The following is a 13,513-nucleotide window of genomic DNA, read 5'->3' on the forward strand; positions in this document are numbered from 1 at the left end:
TATTTTATAAATTATTGATAATAAGCCGCTCCCCGGATATTCTCATGATTATCCGGTTCGGGATTCTTTTTAATTGCATTTTCCTCTTCGATAAAAGCCTGTATGTTGCGCAGTACACGTTCCACAAACTTGTAGGTGTATTGTTTATGTTCCATGGCTATCCGGCAGGCTTTTTCCATTTCCGCTGCGGGGGTTATTCTTTGAAGACGCAGTAAGCCGTCACAGCGATTGTAAAAGAACTCCGGTGGCACATTTTGGGAAGCGAACATTAAGGTGAAGAACTCTCTTAATACAGCAGACTTTTCTCCTGCTCTCTCTGTATAGTAGGCTACAGAGCGTTTGTTGTATGCATTAGAATGTGAAGCAGTATGTTCTTCCAACATGCTGTAACCAAAGCCTTCCACGCGTGGGTGAGTAGCAATACGCTTACCTTTGAGATACACCTTGACCAGCGTACGAGTATAGATTACTTTGACTTTCTGCCCGATGTATTGATAAGGAACCGAGTAATAATGCTTGTCTCGTCCTAGGTATATACAACAATTAGCGCTAACGGTCAGCTCAGTATCATATTGCACTTCAAAGCGGGATTCAGGCAGTGGCTTAAGAGTTCTCTTTTCATCACTGATAAAGTGCTCCTCACGACTATAGGGACGTTGTTGCATCCGTTTGCGGTTATGTAACCGTGTCTGCTCGAACACAGCTTTATTAAGGTCTTCCAAAGAGAAAAACATACGATTACGCAAAGGAGCGTACACCCGTTGATATAACAGTTTAACTTGATTCTCAACTAAGCATTTGTCTTTAGGCTTGCCTGGTCTTGCAGGCAAAACCACAAAACCATAATGGTTACCCAAATGCTCCATCAAACGATTTATCTCAGGCTCGTAGCGGTCACTTTTGGTAACAGCTGACTTTAGGTTGTCCGGAACGACAATCTTAGTTACTCCGCCAAAGAAGCAGAACATCTGGGTAATGGCATAAATAAAATCTTCACTCTTTTGTGAAGGCACGCAAAGGGCAAATGCATAATCCGTATAAGGCAAGCAGCCCACAAAGGTCTGCACTTTAATGATTTCCCCCGTATCCATATCTGTATATTGCATTGGATCACCGGCAAAATCAATGTAGCACTTCTCCCCAGCCATATAAGTATTCACTAAGACAGTGGAAGGTGTTTGGATAGCAGCGTGTTGGTTCAGGTGGAAACAGAATTGGGTGTACCCGTAACCGCAGGGATACTCAGTGATATACTCCTCCCAAAGCCGTAAACGGGTTACGTGTTTACGGGTAAGCTCTTTCTCCAAATAAGGTAATCGCTTAGAAAAATCTTCAAACCGCTTGTCCACATAAGCAGGAGAACCACCGTTAAATAGATGCTCCAACTCAGGATTATCTTTTTGCAATACCTCTTGAAGATCAATGGACAAGCCTTTAAACTGACGGATGTATTTATTTACCGTTTCTTTGTAGAGTCCAAGTTGTGAAGCGATAGATCGGTTGGAAACTCCACTATGGTGTAATTGAAGTACTTGTTTTAGTTTACTCATTTCTGTTATTTTACCCGCCATATAATTGTGCATTAATTTATTATCAATTAAAACTAGAGCACAAAAGTAAAACAGATGTGAATATGACTGGGTGGCAATGCTCCGAAATGCAAACGAAGGTGCATAGTGGGTGGTAATGCTCCGAAACATGAAGATAAACAGACTAATACATCGTAATTTTGGGTGGCAATGCTCCGAAAAAGAGGACATTTTTGAACAGAACCATCTAAGTGGGGGGTAATGCTCCGAAATGCCCTTGGAGCATACCCACAAATGGAAACATTTGCTCCAAAATAAAGGCGTATGATTACTGTTTTTTATCATTTTTATCCCAGTTTATTCATAAACAAGGTAAATATGACTCAAAAATGGCTTTCAAAAAACAACTAGTTACGAGTTGTAAGCAAGCTATTTGGGGAGAAATACTGGGTGGCAATGCTCCGAATTATGCACTTTTGGGTCCTGAGCAACCGTCTTACGGCCATAACACGGTTGCTCAGAAGCCTTTTGCTACCGTGCGGTTTGGCGCGAGACACCGTGTGAATGCAATCATAAACCGTCAAGACATAAAAAAAGGCAAGAGTATGAACTCTTGCCTTTGCGCCTATAATAATTTGAATATACTATAAGATTATAGGTACAAAGATAATACATTATACTGTCAATTCCAAATCATTATGGCTATTTTATTAGGTGTTATTACAAGGTGTTTTTGAAACCATTCTCGGTGAAAAATATAAGTTCCTAGCAAGTTAATGACCATTCGGCAGTTCTATTGTATAAAGAACATGCTCTTTTAAAGGATGGTTATCGGGTATGGCAGGATGCGGGAATTCCATGACCTTCGTCATTCCTATTTTCTGCATAACCCTTTCTGAACTTTTATTCGAAAGAGAAGTAAATGACCAAAGCTTTTTAACCGACAAATGCTCTGTTGCATATAACAAACAAGCTTTAGCAGCTTCCGTTGCATAACCCTTATTCCAATCTTCATGACGAATACGCCACCCAATCTCCACGCCCGGAGCAAAATCAAGGTCAAGGGGAACCTGATGAAACCCTGTATATCCTATAAATGAAGCACCCTCTTTCTTCTCAACAGCATACAAACCATATCCGTATTGAGTAAATTCATCTCGTATCCTATTATAGAAATGGAAAGACTCGCTTTTTGTCAACGGCTTGGGAAAGTACTTCATAACATGCGGATCACAGTTCATTTTTGCAAAAGGAACCAAATCTTCTTCTTTCCAATCACGTAGCAACAAACGTGGTGTTTCAATATATATCATTTTACTTCTTCTTTAAAAAATCACCGTCAACAATAAGCACTTTTACCCCATTTTGGGTATGCGAACGATGAGAACTTAAGTCATCGGAAACAACATAAGTCATGCCTTTCTTTAGCGTAAACTGCTCTCCCGTCTCTAGTTCACTGACTAGTTCTCCCTCTAAACAATGCAGAATATGCCCTTTTTGGCACCAATGATTAGCCAGGTATCCAGCCGAATACTCTACAATCCGAACTCTCAAACCCTGAAACTGAAGAGTTTGCCATGTTGCCACTCCGGTTTCTCCGGCATGCTCTACTTTAGGAATTAAATCCCAATCAATCGTCTGAAAAGGAATATTTTCAGTTTTCTCCATATCTGCACCATTTAAATCGTTACAAATTAGCTTGACAAAGGTAAAGTAAAAATATGAAGTAACCAACCAGATGAAACAATTCCATTTTATCTTTATTGCATCAACATGTATCTTTGTACTATGAAACCAGAACTAAAAACAAATCAGTAACGAATGAACATAGATTTAGTCATACGAAACTTCAAGAGAAACAACATTAAAGCAACCTTATTTGAGAATAAAGACCGGTTAATTGACTACTTAAAAGAACAGATTCCGCACAACAGCATAGTAGGAGTTGGAGATTCGGTCACATTAGAGACGCTTGGGATATATGATTCAGGTAACTATATACGACAAACCATAAGCTCCGTGGTAACAAAGTTCGCTTATTTTAGTAGTGCATTAATAATATTTATGAGCTTTATACGGCTTGCGAAGGTTTATACGAAGAACTATGAAAAATAATTTTTCATTAGTTCCGCAATTAGAGCATTGATAATCTTCAATTCTTACTTCCGCTTTGCAGTCTTAATAATTATTGGTATTGAATTACGCTGTTGCAGTATAGCAAAGTATTTATCCTAAGTTCTTGCTTCTTTGGCTAAAATGATCATAATGCTTTCCTTTGTCATTATCCTGAATAATACTCATATCAGGGTTTATCAAGATAGCAGTTATAATACTATTTAAAGAAGCAATATTACGCTGCTTTTGTAACTCGTCAGTTGTCATAAGTTTATTTCATTAAATGATTCAACATCTGATGTGATTTACAATTGCAAAATTGGTCGTTCTACGGTTGCAAATATATGGGAAATAGACGAGAAACGGAAGGGAATGTCTGAAAAGGTGTTCCTTTCTTTATTGATATAGAATTTCTTTTCTTACGCGGTTTTGCGGAGTTCTTATATTTATCATTCATATTACGTTTATTTTTCAGGATACACCCATACACATTCAGGAGCATCGAATAAAGAATGCGCAATCCAGTGTTTAGCTTGAATATTTATTTCTTCATTCGACATTAGGGGACGTGGTTTATAATTCATCAAGATTGATTTTGCTCTTATGTCGTCAATGACCGTGATATTAGTTGGACGATTTAATTTTCTTCTGAATATCTCAATAAATTCTTGCATCGTATTTTCATCTTTATTGGGAGACTTATACAAAATCATATAGTTATCAACAGTAGGACGATGTTCTACATTCACTATCTCGTATGAATAATCGAATAATAATTTTGTAACCTTTAGTTTATACGAGTTCTCTATGCGTTCAACTTGGTAAAAATCAATATTTCTTCCAGGCATTCCTGTTATTATAGCACGTCTATCCTCTAAACTTATATTTAAGCCAAAATAAATAGCAGATATAGCTTTTTCTGATACAGGTTTTAAACCGCCTTTTGAAAAGACTAACCGCACTTCATTTTCATATTTCCATGCTAAAGATTTTGTCCCAAATACTTTCTTCCGTACTTGCAAGAGACTATCTGTTTCTGAAACTTCTGGTCTTTCGTCTTCATAAGAAACATTAATCTTATCGCTAAGATCAAAATCACGAGACAAATTCTCTGTAAGTATATCTAAATCATATTCAATACAAAATCCCTTATGAGAGTTTGAATAATGCGCCCAAAGCAATTCATTGTTAGGAAATGTTTCATGTTCTTCAGGCTTCGACAAAGAATATATTCCAACATCATACACTGCTTGAATTAATGGAGTTACCCAGTGTTCATGTGCATTTGATGTTGGCAACTCAACTGAACCTTCAAATGGATCATTCAAAACACGTAAGTTAGCCGCATAAAAAACATCTCCTAACAATTGTTCCGTATCTCGTGTCTTTCCATCTACGATTAAATTTGCTCTATATTTATATGCTTTGGTCATTTATACTATCTTCCTAATTTATATGCAATAATAAGGTGCAAAGATATGTTTATCATTTATTATTCTACAAAGTTTATAGAATAAATTTACGTGATATGAAACGCATGACTTTCGGAGAAGCAGAATCAATCAAACCTAACAAGGCCGTTCAGGCGGTATTGTTCGATGGAGAATTAGTCGGTTCGCTTTATTCATCATACAAAAATTTCCTTTCTCCTATCGAAGAAACATTTTGGTCAATTAATTTAACTAAGGAACTAGCAGACAAAATACCACCCAAAAATGACGAATCAAAAGATGTTGGATTTTATCAAGGCAATCTTCGGTTATCCGATACTCAAAAAGATGCAGATTTATATGTAATAAGGTTTATATTGGAGTGAAAGACGTAGAAAACTCATATATCTCTAATCAGGAAAATGGAGACATCCTTATTTGTAAAATCAAGAATGGTTATCTGGTTAGCATATTCCTGTTGATATTAAGAATAAAGAAGGAGAAGCAAAAGAAGCCTCTGATTTATCATTAGCTATTGACGTTGCTTTGTTATTTAAAGGCGATTTAGATAATGAAGAAGAGCCTCAACAGATTATGTATAAACAAGAATAAAAAAAGAAAGTCATAAATAAACAAATTCTACTCTTTGCTATATATAAATCTAGTAAAATTTTAGTTATCAATAACAACTATCTCCACTATACTTCTATATACTGTAGCAGACATGGCGTGTCACTTAAATTCCTTTTATAAAACCTTGCTAATAAAAATGATAATTGCGATAAATATGTATCTTTGCATTCATAAAAAAAAAGAAAGTAATATGGAAATTATTTATCAGATTTTTACGGGATTATTTGTGACAGTTGCAGGCGGTATTATAGTGGGAATTGCTCTTGACAAAATCAGAATAAATAAAAGGACTATTACAATATCTATGACATCAAAGAATTATGTATCGCCATATAACTCCGGTAATTTCGTCTTTGATTATTCTAATAATAACGGGGCTTATGTCATTGGTCAGAAAGAAAGAGTTTTCACAACTAAATGGAGTAAAGCATCTAATACATTCATACATGCATATTCTGACAGTGTGGACATTGATAGTATAGCATTAATAAAAAATGTCACAGACTTGAACAGTATCAAATTAATTGATGCTGATTTTTCTTCCAGAAGTAGAACACCTCAAATAGGTGATGCCGTTGTTTGGAAAAACATCAATGGATATTATGCTGTAACTAAAATTATAAGCATTAAAGATGATAGCAGAGGTGATATAAAAGATGAATTAGAGTGTCAATATATAATATTAAAATAACAAAGGAAAAGATTGAAAAAAAGATTCGTACGGAATGCGGATTACGAGAAGCGGAAGTTGATAATAATGATAGAGTACTTTGTCCGAAATGCAATAAAGTCGTACAACTCGCTTCTTCAGACAAAGAGCGCATAAAAATTAGATAACTTCAAAAGAACCAATAACACATTCTTCAATATTGGGTAGTCTTAATTATTGTTCCTTAGGGAAGTGATTGTGTTAATTTCCCAATCATTCTCAATAATATCATTACTCAGTGCGGGAAAATATTTGCGACAAAATGCCCTATAATAATCAAAGGTAAATTGCGTATGTTCCTTTTCTCTAGAATCTGGATTGACATTGTCTCGCATTTCAGTTGAAATTATTGTTCTATTCATATTCAATAAATGTTTTTATTAGTAACTTTGTCCAAAATTAACCTTTATAAATCACACTATCTCTATTATAGCAATGATTATAATATCCAGTATTGCTAATATGGATATTATAATCAAAGAGCCAAATGCAGTGAATTATCCTGTATATTTCTTTGTGTGTTATCTATTAATATATTCCGTTTCAATACTAATAGGCATTGTTATTGATATTTTCAACAGCGGACAAATAATCTTATTAGAAGATAACGATGATGAGAGGAAATAATACTATTTAGGAATACCAAAGTATTTATCCCACTCTTCGGCTTCTTTGACTAAATGATTATAATCGTCTGCACATTCGTCTAATGAATGGATATTACCTGAAAGCTCTTCATTATAGAGTTTAGCAAGTATAGAGTTAATTGAATTTAGAGCATCGTAATCTAATAGTTCTTCAGGTTCATGAATTTTCATGACTTCTCTTTTTAAGTTGTTAATACAAACAATTGGATTTACGATTACATATTCTGGTGGGAACTGCATCGCAAAGACACAAAAGAATCATGAAAGACGAAAGGAGTTACTTGGGAAAGTGGTTCCTTTCTCTATCTTCCCAAAGTTCTTCGTATAAACCTTCGCAAGCCGTATAAAACTCATAAACATCATTAATACACTACTAAAACGAGCAAACTTTGTTACAACGGGATTCAGAATATTATCGCATATAGTTATCATTATTTATTAAGAGAAGAGACATACCTTTTCCTTGATAAATACAATAAAGAGCTTACCAAAGAAGAGAAAAGGAACATATATATCCGGAACTTTGATGCAGACTTCTTCATTTCTGGAGCCAATGCCATCAGCGCCGACGGATGCATCTTTAACCTCGACGGGAATGGCAGCAGAGTAGCGCCCATGCTTTACGGACCACGAAAAGTTTATATCATATCGGGTACCAATAAAATTGTAGCCGATGAAAAATCGGCCGTTGAACGCATAAAGACCATTGCAGCTCCGCTAGATAATGTACGTTGCAACAAAAGCAACCCCTGCGTAAAAATTGGTCATTGTGTAGATTGTAAATCCAAGCAAAAAATATGCAATTACTTTACTAAGATACAAGGACAATTTAATGATGAACGCATTGAGTTGCTTTTGATAGAAGGTGACTACGGGTATTGATTTACCCGCAACACTTATTCTCTTCAAATATACTGCCGTACCGATGATACTCAAACGAGATGCTTTGTTCTTTCAGGTAATGAAGCAACTCAATACGTCCTTCGGCAAGGGGAGTGCTGTCAATAATACAAAGTCCCAGTTCCGCAGCTTTTTGATAAACCGCATCCGATAAGCTTTCTGAGCATGCGCGGACGCGTTCGTATGTTGACATCGTATTGATAAAATCTTCTTCACTTTCCAGTCTCAAGCTCATTCCGTGGAACGATGCCACTTTCGCTTTGATGGCTTCCAGCTGACGGTGCTTGTCAGAGAGACTGACAGTCAGCTTCGTTTTTGTTTGATTGGCTGCCAGCATAACCAGTAATGCATCATTCAACTCATCACCATCGGCAATGCGTAAAGCCATTGAGTTTAAGGGTAAATAGCGGAAGGTATTTTCTTCTCCGTAAATGTGGCTCACATCTTCTTCTTTGGAGAAGACGTTGTTCCATGCCTGCCTGTAATTGGCCTCAACATCTTTTATGTCATAAGCAGTGACATTTTTAAAACGAAGGAAACTTGCTACATAATTGGGACCTCCCGCCTTGATGCCTCCACCAAAAGCCGAACGCTTCATTCCCCCAAACGGCTGGCGACGTACGATAGCTCCCGTTATTCCTCGATTGATGTAAAGGTTACCTGCCTCAATTTTGTTTTTCCAGAGTTCGCGCTCGGCTTTATTGAGGCTCTGCAAGCCGGCCGTCAAACCATACTCGGAAGAGTTGGCATACTCAATTCCCTGTTCAAGGCTGTCAATGCAAACCACGGAAAGTAACGGTGCAAACAGTTCGTTGCGGAAGGTATAACTGCCCGGCTTAACACCCCACTTCACGCAGGGTTTAAGTATATAGCCTTCTTTATCTATAAATTCAGGCGCCACAAGCCATGATTCACCGGGTTCAAGATGATCAATGGCGTATTGCAGCTTCTCATTTTTATGATCAATCATGGGCCCTACATAGTTCATCGGATCCCACACACCACCCGTGCGCAAACTCAAAACGGCATCACGCAATTTCGCTTGGAAGATTTCGTCTTCGTAGGTACTGCGTTCAACAAGTAAGAGCGAACAGGCAGAGCATTTTTGTCCGGCATTACTAAAAGCCGATGAAACAACATTCAGAATAGCACGATCCTGATCACCGTTAACCGTAAGTATCATCGCATTCTTTCCTCCTGTTTCGGCAGAAAGTGGTGTACGTGGCGCATTCTCGAGCAAACGGAAAGCGGTATCGGTACCTCCCGTCAAAATGATATGTTTGACAGATTGGTGAGCAGAAAGCCAGTTCAGCGACTGCCTCTCGGCGGGGCAAACCACTTGCAGCGCATCTTTAGGCACTCCGGCATCCCAGAAACATTGGGCAAATTCCCAAGCAACCGGTAGTGCAACAGTTGCAGGCTTTAACAGCACAGTATTTCCGCCTGCCAGTGCAGCAACCGTGCCACCAACGGGAATAGCCAGCGGAAAATTCCAGGGGGGAATGACCAGAACAATTCCCTTCGGCTGATAAGAAACGGTTTTAAGTTCATCAAAAGCGACCATAGAAGTAGGGTAAAACCTACAAAAGTCTATTGCTTCCGAGACTTCCACATCGCCTTCGGTAAAGGTTTTACTCGTTACAGCTGCCATGCAGCCTATCAAATCGCCACGCTTGGCAGCAATATTTTCGGCCACTTGAAACAATATTTTCTTGCGCTGGTCAAGCGACGTTTTCCGCCAACCGGATGCATCGCTTTCAGCTGTAGCAAGTATTTCCTCTATTTGTTCTTGCGTAGAAAGATTGGCTTCGCAAACAACAACTTGGTTCTCGCGGCTACGGTCCGTATACGTTCTTTTGTTCATCGTAAGCACTTCCTTGTCACCTATCTGAACGGGAACCACAAAATTAGTAGCGTTTACTTTCGTTTTCCATTTGTTGAGAACGGCCAATGCCCATTCGCGGTTCCACGGAAGATCAAGATCCGTATCGGGTTCATTAGCAAAAGGCCCTTTCAGCCGCTCCTCAAGAGGAATAACCGATTGTTGCGAGTTCATTCGGTTTTGCGTTCTATAAGGTTTTGTATTCACGGTGTCTTTTAGGAGATAAGCTTCCTCAAACTGTTCTTTGAGAAAAAGCCACTTGTCACTGTCCAGCTTGAGGTTAAAGGTATAGGTCAGAAAGTTTTCTTTACCTGTGTTTTCATCGAGACGACGCACCAAATAAGACACGGCATTTAAGAAATGCTCCGCTTTCACTACGGGAGTATAAAGAATAATGTTCTTTTGGAGTTGGCGCATCACCCGCGGCAGGTGGTTGGCCATTCCCTCGAGCATCTCGAAAGTGACTCCTTCGGTAACTGCATTCTGTTCACATAACAAGTGCGCATAAGCAATCGTGAAGAAATTATGAGACGCAACTCCTATATGCAACACCTTTGTGTTTTCCGGTTTTAAGGCTAAGTCAAGAATGTGCATATAGTTGGCATCTACCTCTATTTTAGTGTGCAAAATGGGATTTTCCCAGCCACGCATAGACGAAATAATAGATTCCATTTGCAGGTTACAGCCTTTTACCAAACGCATTTTAATGGGAGCACCTCCTTCGGCTGCACGCTTTTTCGAGAACGTTAGCAAACGATTGAAGTTACTCTCGGCATCCGGCAGATAGGCCTGCACAACAATGCCTGCCGAATAGTTTTTAAATTCCGGAAGCGAAAGAGTCTCAATAAACACATCATAGGTCAGTTCCATGTCTTTATACTCTTCCATATCCAGATTGACAAATTTATACGTCTGTTTGCCTTCGTGGTTCGTATAAGTCTGTTGCATCGCCTTTCTATAAATGGCAGAAACCATTTCGATCAGCTCGCGTTTATTTTGCTCATAAGACAGCGATTTGATTTGCGCATAAATGCCGCTCAATTTAATTGAAATGTAGTTAACATCGGGCATTTCCAACGCTTCAAGGTAGTGTTCGTAACGGTGACGGGCTTCTGCGTCGCCCAATACCACTTCACCGAGTAGGTTTACATTTTGTCCGATGTTGTTCTGCCATCGTCCGGCAAGATGCTGGGTCAGTCGGGGACGTTCTTCGGAAATGATTATTTTATCGGTTTCACTGCGTAGTTTCGATTTAAAAATAGGCATGGCAATAGACGGGAAAAGATAGCCTCCCGCCATATAAAGTCTGATTAGAAACTGGTCGCCGGGACTAAAGAAATCAGGAATACCGTATTCTTGAATGATTTGTCGCACGCGCTTGTTCAGCTTGGAATTATTTCGAATTTGCGACGATTCGTCGAGCATCTTCGACAGGAAGGTTTTATACTCGGGTGTTTGTACTAATGAAGCAAATTTCTTTTGCTCTTTTACTTCTTCGGGGGTAAGTTCGGACTTTGCTTTATTCAGAAAGTCCTTCGCCCACTCTACAACGGATGACGAGGTTACTTGTGACATAGTTAATGCAATTAGAAAAGTTTCGTAATTATAGTGCAAAATCTCGATTTAGTACACACAATCATCGTTTTTTTTCATCAACAAAAGTATTTTTAATCGTATATTTGCCCGTATAAACCCAACAGATACTATATAAACATACTTAAAAACGAAATCTAATCATGAGAACCTTTTGTATTGCAGGACTTCTTCTAGCTTTTTCCCTCGGTTTATTTGCTCAGAAAGCGACTGTCGTATCGCCCAACCGGAAAATTTCCATCGAACTCTTTAATGCACAGAATGCTGAAAATGGCGAATGGTATTTGAAGGTAAACTATTCCAATCAGGAACAAAAATGTGAAGTGATACCACAGATCAAGTTAGGGTTGGCCCGAGCCGACCAAGATTTCTCCAACGGATTGAAATTCTTAAAAGCATCCAAGCCATTGGTTATACATGAAAAGTACACTGCTATACACGGCAAGAAATCTGAATGTTCCAATCAGGCCAACGAAGTAGTTGTTTCTTTTGAGAATCAGAAAAAGTCCAAACTGAATATTATCATCAGGGCTTACAATGATGGTGTGGCCTTTCGCTATCAGTTTCCCGAAAAGGGCGGCTCATTCGTGGTGAATGATGAACTGACGGCTTATTGCATTACCGATAGCACCAAAAGATGGCTGGAAAAGTTTAACCCGGCCAACGAGGGGCTTTATAGCAGCACCAAAGACGGGAATGTTCAGCAAGACTGGGGCTATCCTGCCCTTTTCAATACACCGGATAAGGGTTGCTGGTACTTGATTCACGAGGCAGATCTCGATCGAAATTATTGCGGAACAAAATTATCAAATACAGCCGATAAGAGCAGTTATAAACTCACCTTCCCCGATCAATGGAACGGCAGGGGACTGGGAGAATCCAAACCCACCATCACCTTGCCTTGGAAATCGCCCTGGCGGGTGGTTATCATCGGAAGTCTGGCCGACATTGTTGAATCGACTTTGGTTGACGACGTTTCCACTCCTTCCGTTATCAGCAAAACCGACTGGATTAAACCGGGTGTTGCATCGTGGAATTATTGGTCGGACAATCACGGCACGCGAAGTTACCAAACCGTTTGTGCCTTTGCCGATTTGGCTGCCGAAATGGGATGGCCCTACACGTTGCTCGACTGGGAATGGGATAGCATGGGCGATGGCGGAAAACTGGAAGATGCACTTACTTACATTCGGAACAAAGGAATAAAGCCATTGATGTGGTACAACTCCGGTGGCGAACATACGTGGGTGGCATCCACACCTAAAGACAGAATGCTCACGCATGAAAACCGTGTGGAAGAGTTTACGAAACTGAAGAAGTTGGGTGTTGTCGGGGTTAAGATTGACTTCTTCGAAAGTGAGAAGCAGGACATGATTAGATATTATCTGGATATTCTGGATGACGCCGCCAAGTTTGAAATAATGGTTTACTTCCACGGCTGCCTGGTGCCGCGCGGCTGGGCACGCACCTACCCCAACCTGATGACGTACGAAGGTGTTCGGGGAGCGGAGTGGTACAACAACGGACCGGAATTTACCTACACCGCTACGGAGCATAACACCATATTGCCTTTTACCCGAAACGTGGTCGGAGCAATGGATTATACACCGGTCACTTTCACCAATTCTCAATTTCCGCACATTACTTCCTTTGGTCACGAACTGGCACTGAGCGTGCTGTTTGAATCGGGAATTCAGCATTTTGCCGACAGACCGGAAGGGTATTACGCTTTGCCCGATGCCGTAAAAGCATTCCTAAGAAACGTGCCCAATACATGGGACAACACTCGGTTACTTGACGGTTATCCCGGCAAAGATATTGTAATGGCCCGCCAGAAAGGTGATCAATGGTATATTGGCGGAATAAGTGCCGATAACATGCGCGAACAGAGAAAGAAGTTATCGTTCCATTTCCTGCCCGAAGGTGTAAAGTATCAACTTACATTAATAGCCGACGGTAAGCACGATAAAGAGTTCCACACTCAATACATGGTGGTCGATAAAGCCTCATCCGTAGACGTAAAAATGCTAAGAAGAGGTGGCTTTGCTGGTTATCTGAAACCGATCAAATGACAT

13 protein-coding genes are annotated in these 13,513 nt (G+C 39.5%); 6 read left to right on the top strand and 7 right to left on the bottom strand.

The window, feature by feature from the left end; all coding sequences use genetic code 11:
* Positions 1–11: 11 nt before the first annotated feature.
* Positions 12–1,571: an IS21 family transposase gene (istA, locus tag ACKPCE_RS15110; RefSeq protein ID WP_319503750.1), complete on the bottom strand. Its 1,560-nt coding sequence runs from the start codon at positions 1,569–1,571 to the stop codon at positions 12–14.
* Between the two features lie 347 nt (positions 1,572–1,918).
* Here istA and ACKPCE_RS15115 point away from each other — a divergent pair, with 347 nt between their 5' ends.
* A complete protein-coding gene (locus ACKPCE_RS15115) occupies positions 1,919–2,179 on the top strand; it encodes a hypothetical protein (protein WP_319505796.1) in 261 nt (86 codons plus the stop codon).
* A gap of 123 nt (positions 2,180–2,302) precedes the next feature.
* On the opposite strand, the gene ACKPCE_RS15120 is transcribed toward ACKPCE_RS15115, so the two are convergent.
* On the bottom strand, positions 2,303–2,842 hold the full coding sequence (locus ACKPCE_RS15120) for a GNAT family N-acetyltransferase (protein ID WP_319505797.1): 540 nt from the start codon (positions 2,840–2,842) through the stop codon (positions 2,303–2,305).
* 1 nt (position 2,843) lies between these two features.
* Positions 2,844–3,197: a DHCW motif cupin fold protein gene (locus tag ACKPCE_RS15125; protein WP_319505798.1), complete on the bottom strand. Its 354-nt coding sequence runs from the start codon at positions 3,195–3,197 to the stop codon at positions 2,844–2,846.
* Between the two features lie 153 nt (positions 3,198–3,350).
* Between ACKPCE_RS15125 and ACKPCE_RS15130 the strand changes: the two genes are divergently transcribed.
* Positions 3,351–3,644 carry an LUD domain-containing protein gene (locus tag ACKPCE_RS15130; protein WP_407655012.1) on the top strand — a complete coding sequence of 98 codons (294 nt, stop codon included), beginning with the start codon at positions 3,351–3,353 and terminating at the stop codon, positions 3,642–3,644.
* A 111-nt stretch (positions 3,645–3,755) separates the two neighbouring features.
* Here ACKPCE_RS15130 and ACKPCE_RS15135 read toward each other — a convergent pair whose 3' ends face one another.
* On the bottom strand, positions 3,756–3,911 hold the full coding sequence (locus ACKPCE_RS15135) for a hypothetical protein (RefSeq protein WP_319505799.1): 156 nt from the start codon (positions 3,909–3,911) through the stop codon (positions 3,756–3,758).
* Between the two features lie 197 nt (positions 3,912–4,108).
* Positions 4,109–5,077, bottom strand: a complete 969-nt coding sequence (locus ACKPCE_RS15140) for a DUF2971 domain-containing protein (RefSeq protein WP_319505800.1) — start codon at positions 5,075–5,077, stop codon at positions 4,109–4,111.
* 95 nt (positions 5,078–5,172) lie between these two features.
* Between ACKPCE_RS15140 and ACKPCE_RS15145 the strand changes: the two genes are divergently transcribed.
* Positions 5,173–5,460 (top strand): hypothetical protein, encoded by a 288-nt coding sequence (locus tag ACKPCE_RS15145; RefSeq protein WP_319505801.1) that lies wholly within the window; start codon positions 5,173–5,175, stop codon positions 5,458–5,460.
* A gap of 437 nt (positions 5,461–5,897) precedes the next feature.
* On the top strand, positions 5,898–6,398 hold the full coding sequence (locus tag ACKPCE_RS15150) for a hypothetical protein (protein ID WP_319505802.1): 501 nt from the start codon (positions 5,898–5,900) through the stop codon (positions 6,396–6,398).
* 647 nt (positions 6,399–7,045) lie between these two features.
* Here the strand turns inward: ACKPCE_RS15150 and ACKPCE_RS15155 are convergent.
* On the bottom strand, positions 7,046–7,234 hold the full coding sequence (locus ACKPCE_RS15155; protein ID WP_319505803.1) for a hypothetical protein: 189 nt from the start codon (positions 7,232–7,234) through the stop codon (positions 7,046–7,048).
* 243 nt (positions 7,235–7,477) lie between these two features.
* On the opposite strand from ACKPCE_RS15155, the gene ACKPCE_RS15160 reads away from it, so the two are divergent.
* Complete coding sequence (locus tag ACKPCE_RS15160) at positions 7,478–7,945, top strand: lactate utilization protein (RefSeq protein WP_319505990.1); 468 nt, start codon at positions 7,478–7,480, stop codon at positions 7,943–7,945.
* 1 nt (position 7,946) lies between these two features.
* Here ACKPCE_RS15160 and ACKPCE_RS15165 read toward each other — a convergent pair whose 3' ends face one another.
* On the bottom strand, positions 7,947–11,420 hold the full coding sequence (locus ACKPCE_RS15165) for a bifunctional proline dehydrogenase/L-glutamate gamma-semialdehyde dehydrogenase (RefSeq protein WP_319505804.1): 3,474 nt from the start codon (positions 11,418–11,420) through the stop codon (positions 7,947–7,949).
* A 161-nt stretch (positions 11,421–11,581) separates the two neighbouring features.
* On the opposite strand from ACKPCE_RS15165, the gene ACKPCE_RS15170 reads away from it, so the two are divergent.
* Positions 11,582–13,510, top strand: coding sequence for a glycoside hydrolase family 97 protein (locus ACKPCE_RS15170; protein ID WP_319505805.1), 1,929 nt, complete (start codon positions 11,582–11,584; stop codon positions 13,508–13,510).
* Positions 13,511–13,513 lie beyond the last annotated feature (3 nt).

It is taken from the genome of Bacteroides graminisolvens, assembly GCF_963666085.1.
Classification (GTDB): Bacteria; Bacteroidota; Bacteroidia; order Bacteroidales; family Bacteroidaceae; genus Bacteroides; species Bacteroides graminisolvens.

Coding starts and splice junctions, on each gene's coding strand:
- ACKPCE_RS15120 (WP_319505797.1), bottom strand. CDS start 2,842: ATGATATATATTGAAACACCACGTTTGTTGCTACGTGATTGGAAAGAA.
- ACKPCE_RS15140 (WP_319505800.1), bottom strand. CDS start 5,077: ATGACCAAAGCATATAAATATAGAGCAAATTTAATCGTAGATGGAAAG.
- ACKPCE_RS15130 (WP_407655012.1), top strand. CDS start 3,351: ATGAACATAGATTTAGTCATACGAAACTTCAAGAGAAACAACATTAAA.
- ACKPCE_RS15145 (WP_319505801.1), top strand. CDS start 5,173: ATGAAACGCATGACTTTCGGAGAAGCAGAATCAATCAAACCTAACAAG.
- ACKPCE_RS15165 (WP_319505804.1), bottom strand. CDS start 11,420: ATGTCACAAGTAACCTCGTCATCCGTTGTAGAGTGGGCGAAGGACTTT.
- ACKPCE_RS15150 (WP_319505802.1), top strand. CDS start 5,898: ATGGAAATTATTTATCAGATTTTTACGGGATTATTTGTGACAGTTGCA.
- ACKPCE_RS15155 (WP_319505803.1), bottom strand. CDS start 7,234: ATGAAAATTCATGAACCTGAAGAACTATTAGATTACGATGCTCTAAAT.
- ACKPCE_RS15170 (WP_319505805.1), top strand. CDS start 11,582: ATGAGAACCTTTTGTATTGCAGGACTTCTTCTAGCTTTTTCCCTCGGT.
- ACKPCE_RS15135 (WP_319505799.1), bottom strand. CDS start 3,911: ATGACAACTGACGAGTTACAAAAGCAGCGTAATATTGCTTCTTTAAAT.
- istA (WP_319503750.1), bottom strand. CDS start 1,571: ATGGCGGGTAAAATAACAGAAATGAGTAAACTAAAACAAGTACTTCAA.
- ACKPCE_RS15115 (WP_319505796.1), top strand. CDS start 1,919: ATGGCTTTCAAAAAACAACTAGTTACGAGTTGTAAGCAAGCTATTTGG.
- ACKPCE_RS15125 (WP_319505798.1), bottom strand. CDS start 3,197: ATGGAGAAAACTGAAAATATTCCTTTTCAGACGATTGATTGGGATTTA.